This is a genomic window from Virgibacillus kimchii, assembly GCF_055379185.1.
The window spans coordinates 3,389,800-3,411,826 of sequence record NZ_AP043951.1; the positions used below are offsets into that span (position 1 = coordinate 3,389,800).

Genomic DNA, 22,027 nt, shown 5'->3' on the forward strand with positions numbered 1-22,027 from the left:
GGTATACCAAGGAGTGATATGAATGGGGAAATATTTTGGCACTGATGGTGTAAGAGGAATTGCGAATAAAGAACTTACACCGGAATTAGCCTTTCGTTTAGGCCGCGTTGGAGGATATGTTTTAACAAAGGATACAGAAAACCCGAAAGTAATTATTGGCAGAGATCCGAGAATTTCCGGTTATATGCTGGAAGGTGCGCTAATAGCGGGACTGTTGTCCATCGGAGTGGAAGTCATGCGCAGCGGTATTATAACTACACCAGGAGTTGCTTATTTAACAAAAGCTACAAGCTCCCAGGCAGGGGTTATGATCTCCGCGTCCCATAATCCGGTGGAGGATAACGGGATCAAGCTTTTTGGTGCCGACGGATTCAAGTTAACCGATGAACAGGAGCAGGAGATTGAAAAATTAATGGATGAAGAAGATACACTTCCTCGCCCTGCCGGAGGAGATATCGGCATTGTCAATGATTACTTCGAAGGAGGGCAGAAATATCTTTCTTTCCTGAAGGATACCATTGATAATGATTTTGAAGGAATGCAAATTGCCCTGGATTGTGCACATGGTTCCACTTCCAGCCTGGCCACCCATTTATTTGCTGACCTTGAAGCCGATATTGTTTCCATGGGATCTTCTCCGGATGGACTGAATATAAATGATGGAGTAGGCTCAACAAATCCGGAAAAGCTCCAGGCACTGGTGAAAGAAAATAATGCAGATATCGGGCTTGCTTTTGATGGGGATGGAGACAGATTAATTGCAGTTGATGAAAAAGGCAAAATCGTGGATGGAGACCAGATTATGTTTATTTGTGCTAAACATATGAATGAAAAAGGGTATCTCCGCCATAATACGGTAGTTTCTACCGTTATGAGCAATATCGGCTTTTATAAAGCATTGGAAGAAAACGGGATGACGAGCAATAAGACGGCAGTCGGAGATCGTTATGTTCTGGAAGAGATGCTTAAAAACGGCTATAATCTTGGTGGAGAACAATCCGGACATGTCATTTTTCTTGATTACAACACCACAGGCGATGGTATGCTGTCAGCGTTGCAGCTTGTGAATGTCATGAAGGAGACGGGCAAATCATTATCGGAGCTGGCCGGAGAAATGACAATTTTTCCACAGGTGCTTAAAAATGTAAAAGTGATTGATAAACATGCTGTAATAAACAACACGCGAATCCAGGAAGAGATAAACGCAGTTGAAAACGAATTGGGTGAGAAGGGGCGCGTCCTTGTCAGACCATCCGGCACCGAGTCGCTTGTCCGTGTCATGGTGGAAGCTCCAACGAAAGAAGAATGCGAAACATATGTGGATCGCGTGGTAAAGGTTATCGAAAATGTACTCGGAATGAAGGAATAGACAATTATATATTTCAAAAAAACACAGCAGTCCGCTGTGTTTTTTTCTTGGCAAAAATCAGCCTCAGGATGGAGTGGAAATACTTCTCATGACCCCTTCTTTTTTATGGAAAAGCCAGTAAAATATGATAAGAAATAGTTTAGGAGGGGAAAAATGATTACATTTTCGAAACCGATCGTAGAGCAATTTTTTCATACGTATAAGATTATTGATTTTGCAGTAAGCAAAGATGAAAAGCGGCTCATTTTCAGTTCCAATTTGAATGGAAAGATGAATTTATGGGCGATGGACCTGCCGGATAACTTTCCGTATCTATTTAGCCATCTTGATGAGTTCTGTCATTCTATTTCAATTGATCCTCAATACAGATTTGTACTAGCCGGCTTTGATAAAGATGGGGATGAAAACTTCCAGATATATGCTATTCCCTATGAAGGAGGACTTCCCCAGCCTTTCATAACCGGTGCAGCCTCTGAAAAATATTTCTTGTCTCACTTAAGCGAGGACGGGAAACGAGTATATTATATTACGTCCGAAAATAATCCGAACTACTTAAATACCCATCTGTATAATCTTGAAAACGCTTCAGATACATTGATAAATACGGGTGAAGTGTCACCGGCAGAATTAAAGGCGGTTTCTGATGATGAGAAAGCATTTGCGTATGTCCGGCATTTTGCAAATACATATGTCACCGGATTTGTGAAAACCGGCGAAGAGACATATCCGCTAGTACCTGATCCTGATAAGGAGCATTTTGTAGCAAATCCTGTATTTACCGATAACAACACTGTGTATTTTCTTACAGACTATGAAAGTGAGTATAATTATATAGCAAAATATGATTTAATTAAGAAGGAGTTTTCACCTGTTAAAGCAATTGAAGGTGAAAGTGCAACCGGACTAAAATGGCACAAGGAGCAAAATATATTTTATGTTATTACAGAAAAAGGGGTTAAAGATGTACTCTACCGTTATGATTTGGCCACAAATGACATCACACAAATAGAGATGCCGACTGATATTATTAGTAAATTGCATGTAGCCGAATCCGGGACCCTCTTTTTACTGGGCGAGGGAGACACAGTACCGCAAAATATATTTCAATCTGAGGACGGCATATCCTGGAGACAACTGACAACTAATCGTGTACTTGGTATCGACAGAGAAGGTATGGTGTCAGCGGAGACTGTTTCTTATTCTTCGTTTGACGGGTTAAACATGGAAGCATTATTATTTAAGCCAAAACCTGAAAATGATAATGGTCATACTATATTCTGGCCGCACGGCGGGCCCCAGGCAGCGGAACGGAAAACCTACAGGTCTATGTTCCAATGTTTTCTGCATCGGGGATATACCATTTTTGCGCCGAATTTCCGCGGGAGCACGGGATATGGCTCGTCATTTGTCAAAATGGTGAATCGGGATTGGGGAGGAGGACCTGCAAAAGACTGTATGGCAGGTGTGAATTGGTTATTTGAAAACAATATAACTGATTCCGACAGGCTGTTTTTGGTTGGTGGGAGTTATGGCGGCTATATGGCACTTTTGCTGCATGGCAGGTATCCGGAATATTTCAAAGCAGTAGTGGATATATTTGGAACATCCAGTTTATTTACGTTTTTGGAGTCTGCTCCCGAGCAATGGAAACCACTCCTGGATCGGGCTGTAGGAGATCCGGAACGTGATAAGGAAAAACTAACAAGGGATTCGCCTATAACTTATTTAGACAGTATGATAAAGCCGATGCTTGTTATTCAAGGTGAGCATGACCCTAGGGTAGTGAAAAAACATTCTGATCAAGTTGTTGAGAAGTTGAAAGAAAAGGGTCGTGAAGTGGAATATCATGTACTTGAGGATGAAGGGCACGGGTTTTCCAAAAAAGAGAATGAGATGAAAGTATACAGCTGGATGCTTGATTTCTTGGAAAAACATCAGAAATAAAATGATTTTTTCAGAAGCGCATGGGGAGAGTCCCATGCGCTTAGTTATTTTAAGGCATAGATTTTCGGTTTGTCACGTACAATTTAACAAAAGGGGGAGGTTTGCTTTGAAAAAAGTGTTCAGGCCTTTCTGGAGCTTTGACATCAGGAAAACGGAAGAATGGCTGCACGAGATGGCAATGAAAGGATATAAATTTGTAAAGTTAAATACGACCGCAAGGCTGTTTTACTTTGAAAAAACGGAAAAGAGAATGGTAATTCAATACCATGTGAAATATGGTAGAGAGGAGCGGACTATGCTACCATTGAACCTGGTAAAAGCGGGTTGGTTGCCAGTATATCAAGGAAACCGATGGAATATTATTTACAATGAGAACAAGGCAGCCGACATCATCAGTTTTCCAGTGCGGGATGGTGTCATTAAGCGCAATATCAGAATGATGTATATTTTTACGGGGATGACCGTATATATATGGATGACAACAATGCTGTTTCTGATAATTTGTGGATTCATTTTATTTATTGCCGGTGGAACACTAACGTTTGACGGAAGTATATTTTGGGTAAGTGCATTTCTGGTTGGATTGATCTTCTGGTTGCTTGCTCCATATGGAGTGGTAAAGCTGTATAAAACAAATAAGCAGTTTTTGTAACTGGCAGGATTATTCCTGCTTTTTTTTGCCGGTAAGCGCTCCACCAGGTATGAACTTTTTACAGCGAATTGTCATAAAATAACTATTGGCACATAAGTAATGATTGACCAATATGGTTATTTTCAGTTAGAATGAATTGTGCTATTTCATTCAAAAACAGAAAGGAGCATAGCAAAAGAGATTTATCCGAAAGCGCCAGAACTATTTTCTGACCGGTAAACGAAAATAGTTGACGAGGTGAAGGTTATCGAGTTTTTCGGCGGATGCCTTCCGGTTGTACATTCCAATCGTGATGCTCATTCTTAAAACAACGAGGCAACTTGTTGGCCAAAGGAATGGAGCAGAATGCTGACCAATCACGGGAAAGGGGCAGTACAACGCCCCCGGACAGGATTTTCTCCTGTCTAAAATGAAATAAGATGACGTTGACTGCCCCTTGCTGGAAAAAGGAGGCCACAACGTTATGTGTGGAATTGTAGGGTTTATCGGAAAAAACGATACGAAGGAAATTTTATTAAATGGGCTGGAAAAGCTGGAGTACCGCGGTTATGATTCAGCAGGAATCGCTATGCTGAATGATCAGGGTGTCCACCTTTTTAAAGTAAAAGGGCGAATTGCAGCACTTAGAGAACATGTCGATCATTTCATTCAGGCAACCATGGGAATTGGTCATACCCGCTGGGCGACACATGGAGTGCCGAGCGAAGAAAATGCACACCCGCATCAAAGTGCATCCGGCAGATTTACGCTCGTTCATAATGGTGTTATCGAAAACTATCAGGAATTATGCGAGGAACATCTGCATGATGTAGACCTGAAAAGTGATACGGATACAGAAGTAATCGTTCAACTCATGGAAAAAATGGCAGAAAGTACGCAAAATACAGCAGCGGCTTTTCGGGACACCATACGGTTGCTGAAAGGTTCCTTTGCCATTGCTTTAATAGACCATCAGGATCATGAAAATGTATATGTGGCAAAAAATAAAAGTCCGCTCCTCGTTGGATTGGGAGAAGGATTTAATGTAGTCACAAGCGATGCGATGGCCACGTTGAAATGGACGGATGAATATCTGGAAATCCATGACGGAGAAATCGTGGTGGTCAGCCGCCATTTTGTGGAAGTGCAAAAGCTGACTGGCACCGTTGTGGATCGGAAACCTTTCACAGCACAGATCGATGCCGCGGATACCGAAAAAGGTACCTATTCTCATTTTATGTTAAAGGAAATTGATGAACAGCCTTTTGTTATGCGCAGGATTATGAAAGAATACCAGGAGTCGGACAATGAGCTGAAGCTGAATGCAGCTATTCGAAATGCAATGCAAGCTGCTGACCGTATTTATATTATTGCAGCCGGCACCAGCTACCATGCGGGGCTCGTCGGTAAAGCATTTCTGGAAAAAATGGCAAATATCCCGACAGAGGTGCATATAGCCAGTGAATTTTCCTATCATATGCCATTATTGTCCGAGAAGCCATTATTTATTTTTATTTCCCAGAGCGGGGAAACAGCAGACAGTCGTTCTGTATTGGTTAAAATAAAGGAAATGGGATATCCGGCACTGACGATCACCAATGTGCCAGGATCCACCCTTTCCCGTGAAGCGGATTACACGCTGCATTTATATGCAGGACCGGAAATTGCGGTAGCATCAACGAAAGCTTATACAGCACAAATCGCTGTGCTGGCTATGCTCGCAGTGGACACAGCAAAAGCAAAAGGGCTGAAGCTGGACTTTGACCCAATGCAGGAATTGGCGATTGTGGCCAATGCCATGGAAGTGTTGACAGACCAGAAGAGCACCATGGAAGAACTGGTGAAGGAATATTTATCGACTTCCCGCAATGCTTTTTTCATCGGCCGGGGAACGGACTACCATGTCAGCCTCGAAGGCGCATTGAAGCTGAAGGAAATCTCCTACATCCAGGCAGAAGGGTTTGCCGGCGGTGAATTGAAGCATGGGACAATTGCTTTAATTGAAGAAGGCACACCGGTCATCGCGCTGGCTACGCAGGAAAATGTCAATTACGCCATCCGAAGCAATGTGCAAGAAGTGGTTGCAAGGGGTGCAAATGATCTGATGATTAGTATGAAGGGCCTGGAGCGGGATACAGATGCTTTTGTGATCCCGGCAGTCCATGAATTACTGACGCCGCTTGTCAGTGTCGTACCCCTGCAGTTATTGTCCTATTACGCTGCGTTGCACCGCGGGTGTGATGTTGATAAGCCGAGGAATTTGGCGAAAAGTGTAACAGTGGAGTGACAATAGTTTTGTTTGGAAAATTCATGTTGCGTTACAAAAAAACAGTAACTTGTCAAAAATAAAAGTAACTGGAAAAATGTTGTGATTACTAAGCAAAAGTTATGGTAACAGTAGCAGCTTTGGTGTTACACTAAAAAAAATACCGGTACTTTTGTAATAGGTCCTGAAGCCGAAAGTTTACTGGTTGCAAATCAGCAAACTTTCGGTTTTTTATAATCAAATATATTGACTTTAATTGTGTCTTTAAATTTAAAATAAAGATAGTGGCTATACTTTTAAAACAAAAAATAGAAGATTACAATATTTGATTAGATTACCTCTATGTCAGGGTTTAAGTTTACAATAACTAGTGAATTCACTTTTACTGATGGTTAGGATGGGTAGATATTGACACATAAGCATTAATGCTTTTCCTATTGAAGTATTATACTTATTCTAATTTAAGGAATTATATAATTCCAAAAGTCCGGTACAGCGATGGGTATGAGAAGAAATTAAAAAAGAGTTCGTCAATATAATAAGTAAATTGAACCATTAGATTGTAGTTCGCCAAATTGTCTAATATTGTTAGTTCTTCAGAATGGTGCTCTAATAGGAATAGATTTAATTTATCCTTGGTTGGAAAATAAAGGAAGGCATGTGAGCCTGATATAAGGAAGCGCAGCAAAAAAGGGGGAACAGCGTTGATCGAGGTTCGTAATTTAAATAAACGTTATAAATCATTTCAGGCTGTCAACAATAGCAGCTTTAATGTGGAACAAGGAGAAATCTTCGGGTTTCTTGGACCGAATGGGGCAGGAAAAAGCACGACAATCAATATTTTATCAACCATGTTGCAGCCTACGAGTGGGACAGTCACCATCAATGGCTATGATGTGATAAAACAGCAGAACCGGGTGCGGGAGAGCATCGGAATCATTTTCCAGCAAAATACGCTGGATGAAAAATTGACCGCCAAGGAAAATTTAATGCTGCATTGTAAATTCTATGGTGTGCCCCGTGCTTCACGAAAACATCGAATCGATGAGGTGCTGGAAATTGTAGATTTACAGGAAAGTATCAATACGTTGGTAGAGAAATTTTCCGGCGGCATGCAGCGCCGCTTGGAAATTGCCCGCGGGCTGCTTCATTATCCAAAGGTGCTCTTTCTTGATGAGCCGACAGTGGGGCTGGATCCACAAACGCGTGCGCATGTCTGGGAATATATATTAAGGCTGAAAGAAAAAGAAAATATTACGATGTTCCTGACAACCCACTATCTGGATGAAGCAGAAATCAGCGATCGGATTGCTATTATGGATCATGGGGAAATTATTGCGATTGATACACCAAAACGGTTAAAGCAGCAGCTCGGCGGGGATATTATCGAAATTACCACAAGCGACAATGAAGCTGCCATGAAGGAAATCAGGGATAACTTCAATGTGGTGGAGTTATCGCTTAAAGATGATGTCATCTATTGCAAGGTGGAAAACAGCGATGCGTTTGTTTCCGGTTTTATCAAAACGTTGCAAACACCGTTAACTGGACTGGATATTCGAAAGCCTACACTAAACGATGTTTTTCTATCATTTACGGGTCGTGACATCAGAGACTAAGAGGAGGGATGATTGGTGGAAGGAATTATCGCCATTTGGCAGCGGGATATCATTAAGTTTTTCAGAGACCGGCCCCGGATGGTTGGATCTTTTTCCATGCCTATTTTATTTCTGGTAGTATTTGGCATTGGGATGGGTGGTTCGATGGAATCATTGGTTAGTGCGGGGACCAATGCAGAGAACTTTAATTATACAGAGTTTATCTTCCCGGGAATTGTCGCAATGACCTTGCTGATGACATCAATTTTTTCATCGCTTTCAATTATACAGGACCGTGATTTTGGTTATATGCGAGAAATTCTTGTGTCACCGGTGTCCCGGGTAAATATTGCCATTGGCAAAATGCTTGGCTCCGCTTCTGTCGCTTTCTTGCAGGGTGTCATGATGTTTATACTCCTTCCTGTGCTCGGTATAGGAATTGATCTTGTTTCGTTTTTTCTAGTACTCCCTGTAATGTTTATGATTGCTTGTGCCTTTTCGTCATTAGGTCTGCTTGTGGCGAGCCTGCTTAATTCCATGCAGGGATTTCAGCTGGCGGTAAACATTCTTGTAATGCCGATGATCTTTCTATCGGGTGCCTTATTTCCGCTTAATAATATGCCCGGTTGGGTAGATTTCCTTGTGACACTGAACCCGGTCACCTATGGCGTTGATCTAATGAAACATATAATGATTGATGTGGAGAGCCTGGATGCGGCGGTGCAGGAGGAAATGGGTCTCAATCTTACATTTTTTGGCCAGCCTGTAACCATGACTGGTGAAGTTTTCTTCTTACTGGGATTCACAGCGCTCCTGATTTTACTTGCCACCTTAAGCTTTAGGCGAGCAAACAGTTAAGTGGTAAATATCAATAAAAGCAGACCTTCAATATAGAATGGATGGTCTGCTTTTATATACGCTCATTTGCTGAAGTAAGCTGTGAAATAAAGCGTATTATTCTACTTCCGGCAAGATTCGCTCAATCGAAGTGAGGCGTTCCGTGACTTTGTCATTTTTGTAGCCAATTTCTCATTCATTCTTTCCGAATCATACCATTAACTTTTATTCCTTATTTCCATCAATATACTCTTGGAGTCCGTTTGGAACCAGAATAAATTCATCTTCGTCTTCAAATATATTAATACCCTCAACATAGTAAGTCATGGTTTCAAAAAGGTTAATATCATCTCCTTCAAAATCCATGGTTCCATACATTTCTGTAACGAACTCGATGAGGTGACCCGTATCTTTCTCAAGCTTTACAGTAAGTGTAAAATCATCTACTGAAGCCTGCTCTTCTGCTGCATCAATAATATTATTTTGAGATAGTAATTGATGATAAATATTAGAGTCTCCATTGAAGGCTAATTCATAATAGGCAATGTCATCATCGTCTACCACCTTCATGGACAATTCATCTATATTCTCGCGTAAAATGTCATAATTGATAAAGGAAGGGGGACTTTTATAATCTGTAATGATTTCTTCGTGATCTGTATCAGGAAGTGTTTGCCAAGCTTCATTCTCCGTGTTCGGATTATCTGTGAAATAAGTAGCATCTTCGTTAGAGTACATGGCAAATTCCACTTCCTGGCCTAATGTGGTTGTCAATACATGTATAATGGAAGAAAGCGGATCAAACATGATGTTATTATCAACCTGCATTGTGGTTTCCTCATCGATTGCATCGCCTGAAATGTGCTGTGATAATATCGTTATTGATTTCATGCTTTGGATCTCCTCTTCTGCAGCAAGCGCTTTTTCTATAATGTCCATTTTTTCATCAGGTTCTTCAATAGACATCTTGTTATAGCCTTCTGTTTCTTCTTTCGCGACACAGGATGAAGCGGTAATAAAAAGTAAAAAAATAAAACATATTTTTCTCATTTGAAAAATCTCCCATTTTAATTTATTTAGAACCTTCCTTATTTTAACATATTAAAGCAAGTATGAGAGCTTCTCAAAAAAGAAATAAGGATGTCTGGGATGACGGTAATTGAAATTCTTTACAGTTTATTTTAATCTTCTTAACGAATATTCGGAATACAGCTTTAGAATTTGGGTTCACTGGTCTGCTATGTATGATACGTTTTTGAAATGCCTTATGTTAGACGGAATCCATTTTAATCGTTGCAGTGTTCGTTCACTAAAAGAAAAATTTATCCCTGGCAATTTGAAGGATAATTTAATAAAGTGCAGAATAATTATTTGAGGAGAAATCAAAGGAGGGATGAGAAATCGCAATTGAAGAGAAGAAACAAATTATTAAGTTGGCAGAAGAAATTTATTATAAGCAAGACTCAGGGGAACCTTACAAGGAATTACTAAGGAGGTTCCAGGAAAAAGTTCCATACCCGGATGCAGCACAATTATTTAATGGTGATCAAGGGCCGGAATATATTGCAAATTATGCAATGAACTATCAAATTGTTAAGCCTGGTGATTTATCAAAAGATGAGTTAATTGACCTGGTTAGAGAAATTATAAATTCTAAGGATTACCAGGAATATGAGATAGATCTTATGGTCCAGAAACTTTGTGATGGGGTTATAGATCCTAATATTACCGACTATATTTATTATGATAACTTGACTCCTGAGGAAGTAGTAAATAAAGCTTTATCGTATAAGCCCATTAACCTGTGACTTTTACTTGGACGGCTCATGTAATATCTGCATTACTCATGTTTAGCTTAGTAATGCCAGTGGTTATATTTGCACGCAAGTTTATTGAGAAACGTGCCTGGAATGGATGAAGGCTTACTTCATGCAAAGCTGGGTGGGCTCATCTAACTTATACCAGCATTGCTGGGGATCATCATTTTTGTCATGTTTGGATTGACAGATATAATTTACCATTTTGGGAATCATTCCGTTTTCAATTGCATTAGTGACGGTGAAACTTTTCCTCAAAAAGGAGCTTGATTGTAAAGAGGTTGATCCTGAATATATAAGTTACGTTGGGAGAGGAATTTATAATGAATTTTAACCGGCTTATTCCTGAATTAAGTGTTTCGGATTTTGATCGAAGTCTTTGGTTTTATACAAAAGTACTCGGTTTCACAATTCAATATCAAAGACCGGAACATCATTTTGCTTTTATAAACCTCGAAGGCAGCCAAATAATGATAGAACAGTATAATGGATATTGGGATACAGCTGTGTTGGAGTACCCGTATGGAAGAGGGATGAATTTATCTATAGAAGTCGAAAAATTGGATCATATTATCCAAGCGATGCACGCGCACAGCTTCCCGATAAAATTAGGTCCTGAAGAAAATTGGTATCGCAGGGGAGAGGAAATGTTGGGTGATATAGAAGTTCTTTTACTTGACCCTGATGGGTATCTGCTGCGCTTTATAGAACATCTGAGTTCAAGACCGGTTGAAAATAAATAGTGCTGGAATAAACATTACTGGTGGAGGGGTTTCAGGCATCAAGTGGCCTTTCGTTATTGAAGGTGATTCAACTGAGAATCATTAATCAAGGTAAAACGAATCATATATAGGAATAGTAGTTAAAAAATTTATAATGTGTACAAGCTTTGATTTCGTGGTATAATTAACATAGAAAGGTAAGAAGTGCATACAATATTAAAGACCGTCCATGCTGACACATGGAGCGGCCTCAATAGACCGAACCCCGTCAAGAGGGGAAAGTCAGCTTGAGAAAATAATCCCTCACGGACCTGCTAAAGTGCATGAGGGATTATTTTTTATGGTTATTATCGGAAACGATAAACGCTACTAACATCCCGAAGGAAATCATAAGCGTTAACGAACTAACAATGTCCATAGGCATACACCTCCCTCCCCGGGAAGCCTCCCACCGGAAGACTAAACGGACGAGCGACAGTGCTGCCAAACCCCTCATGCGAAGCCGATCTATTGTGACTTTATTATAACACATCGCGCGCATCTATACTGTAGTTACTGAGGGATTATTTGTTCTTTTTTAAAAAAGATAAAAAGGAACGATTTATTTACCATTCTTATAATTATTATTAGAAAACTTGGTTATTCCCAAGACTTAAGGTGAAAACTTAGTTGCTTTTATGCAGTAAGAAAGTTTTTCTGAGAATTTAAACAGGGGAAAAATGGAGAATCTCCATCAAAGTTGAATAAACTCCCTCCTGTGAAATAGGAATAAGACCAAGATTCCAGCGCAGGGAATTGTATTCTCATAGTGAATGATGGTTGGGGAGCTGGCACCTGTTTCCGTAGGTAATTCACTTATTTTCAATCAAATCAACTTCTTATTATAATGAATATGGAATAATCAGAAAACCAATCCACTTCTAAGTGGAGCACATATATTTTTAGATATGGTTCTTCAAGAGTCCCTTATCCGTTTATATACTCTTTATCACTCCGTAGTATTTCTTGATTAGCAAATAAGATAATCACGTTTCTCTAATAAAGAAATAGGCTGTCCTTTAAGAGTTATAGGACAGCCTTTAAAGTTATATTACGGAATTGCATAAACTTCGACAGTGAAGCTTTCTCCGTTCGTATTTTCCGGTCTGGCAATATAAAATTCATCTCCGGTTTCGATTTCTGTTTCTGATCCATCCTGGAGGGCAATGAAGATGGCTTCATCAATGCCGAAACTGATGTCTATCATAACATCGAACGTGGCATCAGTTGGACCATCAACGATCTTCCACGCTAACTTGGTCGCATAGGATGGTATGTTCTGAATAGAGAAATTATCACTGGAACGGTTCTGCTGGCCATCTTGCGGCTGACCTTCAGAACGGATCGTCGCAATTTTCTCAGGAGCTTCCACTTCAACATGGAATTGATCTCCGTCTAAGATACGGTCATATGCATACCAGGCACCCAGCCATCTTCCTGCAGCCTGATTGGAGTCTGAAGAGATAAGGCTCACAGAAAAATTGTCTGATCCATTCGTCGAAGATCCTTCCCACGTGGAAGCAAACGGATACTCGTCACAATCCTTGCCGGTCCTATCCTCATCTGCAAATTCCCGGTCACAAGTACTTCTTGTTTTTGACCTATTGCGATTGTATTCTTCCTCGTGGCGCCTCGTATACATACGTGTCAAGGTACTATCACCAACCTCACCAGGAATATACTTTCCGTTCATTGCCGGCCTGGTCTGTTCCGGGTTATCCATCGCATACTTCCAATGCTGGCCTGCTTCTGCCAACATATTAGGTGTTCTTTTGAGGTATAACGGTCATATAAATTCATGTAGCAAATAATTGTTTACTACACTTATGCATTTTTCACCGCCCTTCAATTACATAAGTTACCATTAATCCCATTCTTTACAAGAGTAAATTTTCCTAAAAAACTAAATTAATACTCAACAAAACAGTGATTACAAAGAGCATGATAAAAAAATTCGGGCCACGAAGTAAAGAACAAATGGAAATCATCGGGTTCAATTGGGAATAATGCAATCAAACTTTTTGGAAACAAGAAAAAGATACACGTTGAAAACCGATTTGCCTAAAGGATTGAATCCAGAAGCTGTCCTTCTACCCTTTTTGAAATTAGTGATGAAGCATTACAGCAACTGTGATCTTATCTTGACTGGAAGCTTGGCAATGAAGAAGTGATCGAAAAAAACCGTAGATCTGTATGGGAGGCTATCAAGTAACAGACCTCATTATTCTCTATCTAATAAGCACTTATTAATCCGCTGATCTTATAATAAATGATCAGCGGATTATTATTTTTTTAGGTATTTTATAACAGTAAACGTAACTGTATAAAAAATATATGCACCTTAATAACCCTGGTTATCAAAGAAATATTCTCACTATATACATAATTTGTTCATAAAGTTATTTTACCTTTAAGTTAGAAAAACTCTTAGATGGCAGTTTGTACGTGTTTTTGTCTAATTTATGAAACCGCTCTAACACCTGATAAATCTGCTTGTTAATTAGGTAAAATTGAGTTAGAAAAAGATTTAACAATCATATGTAAGGAGTGGTTAAAAAATGGAACCAGTAAAGAAACATGATCAGCATAAAGAGCCGGATCTGAGAGGAACTGCTTTTTTTGTAACGCTATTAGGGATATTAATGGTGATCGGGGTGGTTGGAACTTTTATTCTATTTAATGTAAGAGGATTAACTTTCCTGGTCTCGTAGTTTATAGACAACTTATTTAATGTGGCGAGTTGGAAAGAAGCTTATGATGCACATCGGAGAAAGGAACTAGTATCCAAGACATCTATTAGAACGCTCATTCAGAAATAGCATTTATCATTCATTGATTAAGTTGTTTCTTTCAATGATGAAACAAGATTTAAAATTGGAAAAAAGAGGAGGAATAAATATGCATTTACATCGATACGAAAAGCATTGGCTCAGGCTTGGAATTGCCGGGCTGGTTATTTTTCTTATTATTTTAGGATATGGAGCATTTTATTTGGGAACACACCCGCAAAGCCATGGGGTTACCATAGACCCAAATAATATCGAAGCAGTGGAAACGTTTCAGGAAGAAAACCTCGGTTTGACGCAAGTTGGGGAAAATGAGTATGTATTAAATGTAATAGCGTCTTCATTCAATTATGACTTAGGAACCGACGAAAATGGTGATGCTGTTTCTCATATCCGCATCCCGAAAGGTGCTAAATTGCTAGTACAGGCAACCTCACCCGATGTCGTCCATGGATTTAATATTGCAGGGACGAACGTGAATATGATGGTGGAGCCTGGATATATTAGTGCGATGGAAGTGGAAATGACTCAAGCCGGTGATTATACGCTGGTCTGTAATGAATACTGTGGTACGGGGCATCACCTGATGTATGCGACTGTGGAGGTGTATGAATAATGGAACTGGCAAAAGAAACATTTTATGAAGATAAGAGTATGCCGCTGACATTATCGAAAAAAGAAAAGAATTTATACAGAGCTTTTATTGGCTTTTCATTTATATCCTTGTTTATTGGTGGATTAATGGGACTGCTCCAGGTTCTTGAGCGTTCCGGAAATTTTAACTTGCCTGCATGGCTTGATTATTATCAGATTTTGACTGTCCATGGTGTGATGCTTGGTCTCGTTATGACAACATTTTTTATTATCGGATTTCAATTTTCTTTAATGGGTAAATCCGTGGGCATGTCAGATACCCAGCGAAAACTGGGTTGGCTCAGCTTTTGGGTAATGTTGGCCGGAACATTAATGTCGGCCACGATGATTTTGTTGGGCAGGGCTTCTGTACTTTACACATTTTATGCACCGCTCCAGGCTCACCCCGTTTTTTATATGGGACTCGCGCTGGTAGTCGTAGGAAGCTGGATTGCTGTTTTTGTTAACTTTCGTCAATTATATGTATGGAAAAAGGAACATCCTGGTCAGAAATCACCTTTACCGGCCTTTATGGTCGTAGCCAATATGATTATGTGGTTTATCGCCACGCTTGGGGTTGCAACAACTGTACTGCTGCAATTTATTCCTTGGTCTTTAGGATATGCAGCAACGATTGATGTTTTATTAAGCAGAACGTTATTCTGGTATTTTGGGCATCCATTGGTTTATTTCTGGCTGTTGCCTGCATATATGGCCTGGTATGCCATTATACCGAAAATTATTGGCGGAAAAATATTTAGTGATGCGCTTGCTAAATTCTCCTTTGTTTTATTCATATTTTTCTCTATTCCGGTCGGGCTTCATCACCAGTTAACAGAACCTGGGATTGACACTACATGGAAGTTTATTCAAGTTGTTTTAACGTTTGCCGTTGTGATACCAAGTTTGATGACTGCATTTTCCATGTTTGCCACTTTTGAAATTACCGGACGGAAAAAAGGGTATACCGGATTCTTTTCCTGGTTAAAAGGTTTGCCTTGGAAAGATGTACGCTTTTTAGCACCTTTTATTGGGATGCTTGCATTTGTACCGGGCGGGATTGGTGGTCTGATTAATGCTTCCTATCAATTAAATACAGTGGTCCATAATACGATATGGGTAACAGGCCATTTCCATTTAACAGTAGCAACAACAGTAATTCTAACGTTCTTTGGGATTGGATACTGGCTTATTCCGCACTTATCCGGCCGTAAGCTGACGAAAAAAATGAATAACCTGGGTATTGTTCAAACGATCGTTTGGGTAGTAGGTATGGCAATTATGTCTGGTGCCATGCACATTCAAGGTCTGCTTGGTGGGCCGCGCCGCTCTGCATATTCGGAATATGCCGGAGGGGAGCAAGTTGCTGAATGGGGCTGGTATCAGATGGCACAGGCAGTAGGCGGCAGCATCCTCTTTATTGGGATTATTCTCATCGTCTATATTGCTGTTCACTTGGCGTTCTTTGCACCTAAAGGTGAGCAGGAATATCCGCTTGCCGAGGAGGAAGAAGATGCAGAACCAACACCGGCATGGCTGGAAAGATGGGGGTTATGGATTGCTATTACCATTGCCTTGATTCTATTTGCTTACACCATACCAATTATGGACATTATTCAGTACGCGCCTGTTGGGTCAGAACCGTTTTCCTGGCCAATTGGGAATAACTAGCTTTATAGATAGGGTTGGAAAGCCTCCCGGATTTCTCATTCATGAAAGTTCGGGGGCTTTTTTATTATAATGTATTTGATTTTGAAGGAAATGCCGAATGTGGGCTTTGTTATATCTGTGGATAAGATTTTTATTTTAGATAGAGTTGCTATCAAACCCATGCCCAACCATTAATCCCTCCGACCATGTATGATAGGGCAGCTCTCAAGTACACGCTCGGTCGTTAATCCCTCCGACCATGTATGATAGAGCCGCTCTCAAGTACACGCTCGGTCGTTAATCCCTCCGACCATGTATGATAGAGCCGCTCTCAAGTACACGCTCGGTCGTTAATTCCTCTGATGGTGTATGATAGAGCCGCTCTCGAGTACACGCTCGGTCGTTAATTCCTCTGATGGTGTATGATAGAGCCTCTCTCGAGTACACGCTCGGTCGTTAATCCCTCCGACCATGTATGATAGGGCAGCTCTCAAGTACACGCTCGGTCGTTAATCCCTCCGACCATGTATGATAGAGCCGCTCTCAAGTACACGCTCGGTCGTTAATCCCTCCGACCATGTATGATAGAGCCGCTCTCAAGTACACGCTCGGTCGTTAATCCCTCCGATGATGTATGATAGAGCCACTCTCAAGTACACGCTCGGTCGTTAATTCCTCCGACCATGTATGATAGAGCCACTCTCAAGTACACGCTCGGTCGTTAATCCCTCCGACTATGTATGATAGGACCACTCTCAAGTACACGCATGAAGCAGGAATACTTTTATAGAGTTTTGTTTACATTGGAAAAATCCCGTTTATTTCTAAAGATTCTATGGGAATAGTCTAATAAGTCCAAGAAAAATTTAAGTGGACTAAAAATCGTCAGATGTTTTTCTGGCTAAACAACGGGAGGGAGTCATCATGGAACACGGAAAAGCATTGTTGATTAAAGGTTTGCTCACGCTTGTCGTGCTTTATTTAGTCCTTGGCCTTGGATTTGGAATGTCTTTTGTAAACGTACTGATTACTACAGTGGTGCTTGGGGCAATTTCCTATGCTGTTGGTGATCTTGGAGTTCTCCCTAAAAATGGAAATATAATAGCAACCATTTCTGACCTCGGTTTAACACTGGTAGTCGTTTGGATCATGGGAGTCATGCTGACCGGTATAGATATGGGTACGATGGCTGGAGCAGCACTTACTTCCGCTGTAATACTCGCAGTAGGAGAGTATTTTTTCCACCATTATATTATGCGGAATGGTCCTGTAGGGCACCGACGCTATGGTACTTCCCATTAATAGTAAATAATAAAGAAGCTGTTCTTTTTAAGAACGGCTTTTTTATTAATTTCTGGGGAGCGGGATAGCCTATAGCATTTTCTTTCTCATATATACGTTTTATATGTAAAAGATAAAGGGTAATAAACTATAACTTGTATGAAAGTGGGAGGGAAAGAATGTCAAAACATGGACAGGTTGCTAATGTGAAGGTGAAGGAAGAAGTTTTTTACATAAAGCGGAATTGGTGGTCCGGGTTTTTATTTGGACTAGGTATGATTGCCTTTATCGATGAAACTGTCTTTCATCAATTGCTGCAGTGGCATCATTTTTATGATCGCTCTACAACGGAAATAGGGTTGATATCGGATGGCTTATTCCATGCCTTTAGCTGGTTTGCCACTATTGGCGGTTTATTCATGCTTGCGGATTTAAGAAGACGTCAATCTTTAAACTGGTTGTATTGGTGGGGTTCCGTACTGGTGGGAGCGGGCCTTTTTCAGCTGTATGATGGATTAATTCAACATAAAGTTTTGCGGGTACATCAAATCAGATATGTAGAAAATCTCTGGATATATGATTTGGTATGGAATGTTGCCGCCGTGCTGCTTTTAATAACCGGGTTCATCATGATGCGCCGGGCGCATCGGCGGATGAAGGGGTGATTTGTTGGAACACATGCATCACGCTATAAATATTACACCTTTTTGGAATGCTTTCTTTATCAGTGTATCTGTAATTGCAGTCGGGGGTTATGTCACCGCGGTTATTTTCTCCAATAAAAAAGATCACCTTAGTAATTGGCCTTGGTTCCGCACGATGCTTTGGACTGCAGGTATAATGTCAGCGCTTATCGTGATGATCGGCCCACTCGCAGAAGCTGTTCATAAGAACTTCACCTTACATATGTTTGGTCATTTGCTGCTGGGAATGTTATCTCCATTGCTGCTTGTTTTGTCATCACCGATACGGCTATTGCTTAGAGCGCTCCCTGTTAGCGGGGCACGTAAATTAACAAAGTTAATGAGGAGCAGGTATATTCAATTTATTACACATCCTGTGACAGCTTCTATTTTAAATATAGGCGGATTGTGGCTGCTTTACACGACAAGCTTATTTGATCTTATGCATACATATACCTGGTTGTATCTCCTTGTCCATTTTCATGTTTTTCTTGCCGGATATGTTTTTACAGCGGCAATGATCTATATCGACCCAATTCCACATCGGTACAGTTACTTGTACCGGTCTGTGGTCTTCATTCTGGCATTGGCGGGTCATCAGATTCTTTCCAAGTACATATACGCGTATCCTCCTGAGGGCGTAGCGCGTGAACAAGCTGAGGCTGGCGGTATGCTCATGTACTATGGTGGAAATATTATTGATGTTGTAATTATTTATATCATCTGTCTGCATTGGTACCGGTCAAAAGCGCCAAAGACAATAATGAAAGCTTCCGGATAAAAGGAGAAAGTATGGAAGCAGGCAGATATAGTAAGAATATAGCGGAAAACTCTCACAAACTTCTTCCCAATAGTATTTGTTATCCAAATAGCTATCTGATACGATATTTACAAACAGGGAAGGGAAATGAATATGAAAATATATTGGATATGGTTCCTGTATACTGCTTTGTCATGGATGTTTGCCTTTCTGTATTCTCCAGGGCACACCTCGGATATGACATGGAGATTGCTTGGTTTATCGGTGTTTTTCATTATTTTCTTTATCATGCCGCTTGTTAAACGCCAACCGGTTACTATTATGATACTGCTTACTGTTAATGTCATTATTTCGGTTATAATTCTGTACCCGATGCAGGACGAAGCATTCAATCCATTCCTGTTGCTGATTTTATCCCTCTTAGTTGGAGAAGCATACTATCGGTTGTCAAACAGTCTTGCTGCAATTGTTACGGCGGCAGCTGCTGCAGGATTGTTGACTGTGGCCATGAATGCCGGAATTTCTATATCTCTCCTCAGTTTTATTCTTTTATATTTTATCTTTTACATTTCAGCCGTAATTCTTTATAAACAGACGAAAAACAACAGTGATGATATTTACGCTGCATATGATGCAGTTCTCAGTGAATATAAGGGGATAAAAAGGCGTCTTGCTGCCGGGGACGAAACAGCAAGACAGGAAGAACGTGCGCTGGTAGGCCATGAGATCCATGATTCCGTTGGTCACAAACTTACCGCGCTCCTCATGCAAATGGAAGCATACAGGCTGCAGGCAGACGAAAAAGACAAAGTAAAGATCGAATCTTTGAAAACACTCGCAGGAGAAAGCCTGGAGGAAACACGCAATGCCGTTAAAATGTTAAAACAACATGATGCTGGGGGACTGCAGGGTGTTTTACGGTTAATTAGAAAGCTGGAAACGGAAAGCTTTATCCGCATTCATTTTTCCATCAAGCATGGTGCTTTTACAATCCCTTTGACCGGTGAGCAGTCTTTTGTCATTTTCCGCTCTGTACAGGAAGCGTTAACGAATATTATGAAACACAGTAATGCCAGGGAGGCCGAGGTAACGTTTGAAGCACCCGGCGGCAGTGTATTTCGCTTTGAGATTAGTAACCCTGTAAGTAGTAATCATCGATTAAAAGAAGGATTCGGACTTACTTCCATGCGGGAAAGGCTTGAAAAAATCGGCGGAGAGCTGGAAATACTCAAAACAGAAGAGCAATTCATTGTCAGGGGTTTTGTAAAACTTAGGGAGCAGGGGGCACATAATGATACGGATACTGTTGGCTGAAGACCAGGTGATGGTGCGGCAGGGGTTAAAGATGATGATAGAAACTGATGAGAAAATGAAAGTTACCGGGGAGGCAAGCAATGGCATGGAAGCGATTGCCCTCTGTGAAAAACAGATATTTGATGTCGCTATCCTAGACATTCGAATGCCTGTGATGAACGGTATTGAAGCTGCAAGGACTATACAATCCCGCTTTAAACAAACAAAAATACTCATTTTAACTACGTTTGATGACAGTGAATACGTCATGGATGCACTAAAAATAGGTGTTAACGGCTATATTTTAAAAGATGGGGATACCGATTTACTGATCAGATCCATCCGCAGTGCATTAAAAGGAGGACTGACCGTGGAAGATCAGGTTGCTGCCAAGGTAATGCCCCTGCTCGTTGACCGACAGGAGGAAAAGAAACCGGACCCTTCATTGACTCCGCGAGAGCGTGCTGTTTTAACATGCATCGGAGAAGGGCTGAATAATCATGAAATTGCGGACCGGTTAGCATTATCCGTAGGCACAGTGAAAAATAATACAAGTCAAATCCTGCAGAAGTTGGATTTGAGAGACAGGACTCAACTGGCTATTTACGCTATTCGTCATAACCTGGTCTGATGTTCAGGACAGAGGAAGTGATATGATTAAAAATAAAATGACCAAAGTAATTGCAAATAATCATGAAAATGACTAAAGACAGTGGTGACACTGTTTTTTTTATTGTATATTTTAGCTACCAATCGATACGGGAGTGTTTAGATATGATTGAAACATTAAAATTAACGAAGTCATATAAAGGAAAAAAAGCAGTGGATGAAGTTGATATTTATATGGATGAAGGAGAATCAATCGGCCTGCTGGGACCTAACGGAGCGGGAAAATCCACCACAATTTCCATGATTTCTTCTTTAATAAAACCTACTTCAGGTGATGTGAAATTAAATGGAAAAAGTACGATTAAAAATCCGGCAGACATCAGAAAGGTTCTTGGAATTGTACCTCAGGAAATCGCCTTATACGAGGAATTGTCTGCGTATGAAAATCTAAAGTTTTTTGGAGAAATATACGGAGTCAAAAGAAACGTGCTGGAACAGCGTATTCAATATGTGCTTGAGATGGTCGGACTTGAAAAGCGTCAAAAAGAGCTGGTGAAAACCTTTTCCGGAGGTATGAAGCGGCGGGTTAACATTGCAGCTGCACTGTTGCATAACCCTGAAATACTCATTCTGGATGAACCGACCGTCGGGATCGACCCCCAATCAAGGAATCATATTTTGGAAACTGTCAGGAAGCTAAACGTGGAAAATGGGACGACGGTGCTTTACACGAGTCACTATATGGAGGAAGTGGAGCAATTATGTGAGCGTGTCTATATTATGGACCATGGCAGCGTAGTGGCTGCAGGCAGCAAGGATGAACTGTTAAGTATTTTATCAAGTGAGGATACGATCCAAATAAACTTGAGCGATACGAGTGATGAAGTAATAGACAAAATAAAATCTTTGAACAACATACGACATGTGGATGAAACCGATAATGGCATACGGATTATTTCCAAAAAAGGAAGTAATATTCTAAGCGATCTGGTACATGCAGTAGAGAGTGAAGGTATTCAATTAACGAATTTTCAAATGGAAAAACCAAGTCTAGAGGATGTTTTTCTGCATCTAACCGGCCGGACATTAAGGGACTAGGAGGAGGGAGG

The 22,027-nt window shown here is 40.6% G+C and carries 19 protein-coding genes; 17 read left to right on the forward strand and 2 right to left on the reverse strand.

Annotated elements, in window-relative coordinates; genetic code table 11:
• Nucleotides 1-22 precede the first annotated feature (22 nt).
• The 6 genes from glmM (at nt 23) to ACZ42C_RS16410 (ending at nt 8,666) form a co-directional block, all read left to right on the forward strand.
• Nucleotides 23-1,369: a phosphoglucosamine mutase gene (gene glmM, locus ACZ42C_RS16385; RefSeq protein WP_461181549.1), complete on the forward strand. Its 1,347-nt coding sequence runs from the start codon at nt 23-25 to the stop codon at nt 1,367-1,369.
• Nucleotides 1,370-1,522: 153 nt separating this feature from the next.
• The gene (locus ACZ42C_RS16390; protein ID WP_461181550.1) at nt 1,523-3,313 is read left to right on the forward strand and encodes a S9 family peptidase; all 1,791 of its coding nucleotides are present in this window, start codon (nt 1,523-1,525) and stop codon (nt 3,311-3,313) included.
• A gap of 115 nt (nt 3,314-3,428) precedes the next feature.
• On the forward strand, nt 3,429-3,965 hold the full coding sequence (locus ACZ42C_RS16395; protein ID WP_461181610.1) for a DUF2812 domain-containing protein: 537 nt from the start codon (nt 3,429-3,431) through the stop codon (nt 3,963-3,965).
• A 463-nt stretch (nt 3,966-4,428) separates the two neighbouring features.
• The gene (gene glmS / locus ACZ42C_RS16400; protein ID WP_461181551.1) at nt 4,429-6,231 is read left to right on the forward strand and encodes a glutamine--fructose-6-phosphate transaminase (isomerizing); all 1,803 of its coding nucleotides are present in this window, start codon (nt 4,429-4,431) and stop codon (nt 6,229-6,231) included.
• A 683-nt stretch (nt 6,232-6,914) separates the two neighbouring features.
• Nucleotides 6,915-7,829, forward strand: a complete 915-nt coding sequence (locus ACZ42C_RS16405) for an ATP-binding cassette domain-containing protein (RefSeq protein ID WP_461181552.1) — start codon at nt 6,915-6,917, stop codon at nt 7,827-7,829.
• Between the two features lie 15 nt (nt 7,830-7,844).
• Nucleotides 7,845-8,666 (forward strand): ABC transporter permease, encoded by an 822-nt coding sequence (locus ACZ42C_RS16410; protein WP_461181553.1) that lies wholly within the window; start codon nt 7,845-7,847, stop codon nt 8,664-8,666.
• 204 nt (nt 8,667-8,870) lie between these two features.
• Here ACZ42C_RS16410 and ACZ42C_RS16415 read toward each other — a convergent pair whose 3' ends face one another.
• A complete protein-coding gene (locus ACZ42C_RS16415; RefSeq protein ID WP_461181554.1) occupies nt 8,871-9,695 on the reverse strand; it encodes a DUF6612 family protein in 825 nt (274 codons plus the stop codon).
• A gap of 383 nt (nt 9,696-10,078) precedes the next feature.
• Here ACZ42C_RS16415 and ACZ42C_RS16420 point away from each other — a divergent pair, with 383 nt between their 5' ends.
• Together ACZ42C_RS16420 and ACZ42C_RS16425 are read left to right on the forward strand one after the other, a co-directional pair.
• Nucleotides 10,079-10,453, forward strand: coding sequence for an e9imm peptide (locus ACZ42C_RS16420; protein WP_461181555.1), 375 nt, complete (start codon nt 10,079-10,081; stop codon nt 10,451-10,453).
• A 332-nt stretch (nt 10,454-10,785) separates the two neighbouring features.
• Nucleotides 10,786-11,205, forward strand: a complete 420-nt coding sequence (locus tag ACZ42C_RS16425; protein WP_461181556.1) for a VOC family protein — start codon at nt 10,786-10,788, stop codon at nt 11,203-11,205.
• Nucleotides 11,206-12,274: 1,069 nt separating this feature from the next.
• Here the strand turns inward: ACZ42C_RS16425 and ACZ42C_RS16430 are convergent.
• Entirely contained in the window at nt 12,275-12,982 is a 708-nt protein-coding gene (locus ACZ42C_RS16430) for a NucA/NucB deoxyribonuclease domain-containing protein (RefSeq protein WP_461181557.1), read from the reverse strand.
• A gap of 799 nt (nt 12,983-13,781) precedes the next feature.
• On the opposite strand from ACZ42C_RS16430, the gene ACZ42C_RS16435 reads away from it, so the two are divergent.
• The 9 genes from ACZ42C_RS16435 to ACZ42C_RS16475 all read left to right on the forward strand — a co-directional run bounded on the left by ACZ42C_RS16435 (nt 13,782) and on the right by ACZ42C_RS16475 (nt 22,016).
• Nucleotides 13,782-13,934, forward strand: a complete 153-nt coding sequence (locus tag ACZ42C_RS16435; RefSeq protein ID WP_461181558.1) for a cytochrome c oxidase subunit 2A — start codon at nt 13,782-13,784, stop codon at nt 13,932-13,934.
• A gap of 187 nt (nt 13,935-14,121) precedes the next feature.
• The gene (locus tag ACZ42C_RS16440; RefSeq protein WP_461181559.1) at nt 14,122-14,625 is read left to right on the forward strand and encodes a cupredoxin domain-containing protein; all 504 of its coding nucleotides are present in this window, start codon (nt 14,122-14,124) and stop codon (nt 14,623-14,625) included.
• Nucleotides 14,626-14,663: 38 nt separating this feature from the next.
• The gene (locus tag ACZ42C_RS16445; RefSeq protein WP_461181611.1) at nt 14,664-16,313 is read left to right on the forward strand and encodes a b(o/a)3-type cytochrome-c oxidase subunit 1; all 1,650 of its coding nucleotides are present in this window, start codon (nt 14,664-14,666) and stop codon (nt 16,311-16,313) included.
• A gap of 903 nt (nt 16,314-17,216) precedes the next feature.
• Complete coding sequence (locus tag ACZ42C_RS16450) at nt 17,217-17,594, forward strand: DUF2512 family protein (RefSeq protein ID WP_461181560.1); 378 nt, start codon at nt 17,217-17,219, stop codon at nt 17,592-17,594.
• 158 nt (nt 17,595-17,752) lie between these two features.
• The gene (locus ACZ42C_RS16455) at nt 17,753-18,238 is read left to right on the forward strand and encodes a DUF2243 domain-containing protein (protein ID WP_461181561.1); all 486 of its coding nucleotides are present in this window, start codon (nt 17,753-17,755) and stop codon (nt 18,236-18,238) included.
• Nucleotides 18,239-18,251: 13 nt separating this feature from the next.
• The gene (locus ACZ42C_RS16460) at nt 18,252-19,037 is read left to right on the forward strand and encodes a cytochrome c oxidase assembly protein (protein WP_461181612.1); all 786 of its coding nucleotides are present in this window, start codon (nt 18,252-18,254) and stop codon (nt 19,035-19,037) included.
• Between the two features lie 132 nt (nt 19,038-19,169).
• The gene (locus ACZ42C_RS16465) at nt 19,170-20,330 is read left to right on the forward strand and encodes a sensor histidine kinase (protein ID WP_461181562.1); all 1,161 of its coding nucleotides are present in this window, start codon (nt 19,170-19,172) and stop codon (nt 20,328-20,330) included.
• Nucleotides 20,308-20,940: a response regulator transcription factor gene (locus ACZ42C_RS16470; RefSeq protein ID WP_461181563.1), complete on the forward strand. Its 633-nt coding sequence runs from the start codon at nt 20,308-20,310 to the stop codon at nt 20,938-20,940. Before ACZ42C_RS16465 ends, ACZ42C_RS16470 begins: the two co-directional genes overlap by 23 nt.
• A 143-nt stretch (nt 20,941-21,083) precedes the next feature.
• Complete coding sequence (locus ACZ42C_RS16475; RefSeq protein WP_461181564.1) at nt 21,084-22,016, forward strand: ABC transporter ATP-binding protein; 933 nt, start codon at nt 21,084-21,086, stop codon at nt 22,014-22,016.
• The last annotated feature ends 11 nt before the right edge of the window (nt 22,017-22,027 follow it).

Bases quoted from the DNA above. Each gene is read 5' to 3' on its own strand.
- glmM (WP_461181549.1), top strand. From the start codon at position 23: ATGGGGAAATATTTTGGCACTGATGGTGTAAGAGGAATTGCGAATAAA.
- ACZ42C_RS16390 (WP_461181550.1), top strand. From the start codon at position 1,523: ATGATTACATTTTCGAAACCGATCGTAGAGCAATTTTTTCATACGTAT.
- glmS (WP_461181551.1), top strand. From the start codon at position 4,429: ATGTGTGGAATTGTAGGGTTTATCGGAAAAAACGATACGAAGGAAATT.
- ACZ42C_RS16415 (WP_461181554.1), bottom strand. From the start codon at position 9,695: ATGAGAAAAATATGTTTTATTTTTTTACTTTTTATTACCGCTTCATCC.
- ACZ42C_RS16425 (WP_461181556.1), top strand. From the start codon at position 10,786: ATGAATTTTAACCGGCTTATTCCTGAATTAAGTGTTTCGGATTTTGAT.
- ACZ42C_RS16430 (WP_461181557.1), bottom strand. From the start codon at position 12,982: ATGTTGGCAGAAGCAGGCCAGCATTGGAAGTATGCGATGGATAACCCG.
- ACZ42C_RS16435 (WP_461181558.1), top strand. From the start codon at position 13,782: ATGGAACCAGTAAAGAAACATGATCAGCATAAAGAGCCGGATCTGAGA.
- ACZ42C_RS16440 (WP_461181559.1), top strand. From the start codon at position 14,122: ATGCATTTACATCGATACGAAAAGCATTGGCTCAGGCTTGGAATTGCC.
- ACZ42C_RS16445 (WP_461181611.1), top strand. From the start codon at position 14,664: ATGCCGCTGACATTATCGAAAAAAGAAAAGAATTTATACAGAGCTTTT.
- ACZ42C_RS16450 (WP_461181560.1), top strand. From the start codon at position 17,217: ATGGAACACGGAAAAGCATTGTTGATTAAAGGTTTGCTCACGCTTGTC.
- ACZ42C_RS16455 (WP_461181561.1), top strand. From the start codon at position 17,753: ATGTCAAAACATGGACAGGTTGCTAATGTGAAGGTGAAGGAAGAAGTT.
- ACZ42C_RS16460 (WP_461181612.1), top strand. From the start codon at position 18,252: ATGCATCACGCTATAAATATTACACCTTTTTGGAATGCTTTCTTTATC.
- ACZ42C_RS16465 (WP_461181562.1), top strand. From the start codon at position 19,170: ATGAAAATATATTGGATATGGTTCCTGTATACTGCTTTGTCATGGATG.
- ACZ42C_RS16470 (WP_461181563.1), top strand. From the start codon at position 20,308: ATGATACGGATACTGTTGGCTGAAGACCAGGTGATGGTGCGGCAGGGG.
- ACZ42C_RS16475 (WP_461181564.1), top strand. From the start codon at position 21,084: ATGATTGAAACATTAAAATTAACGAAGTCATATAAAGGAAAAAAAGCA.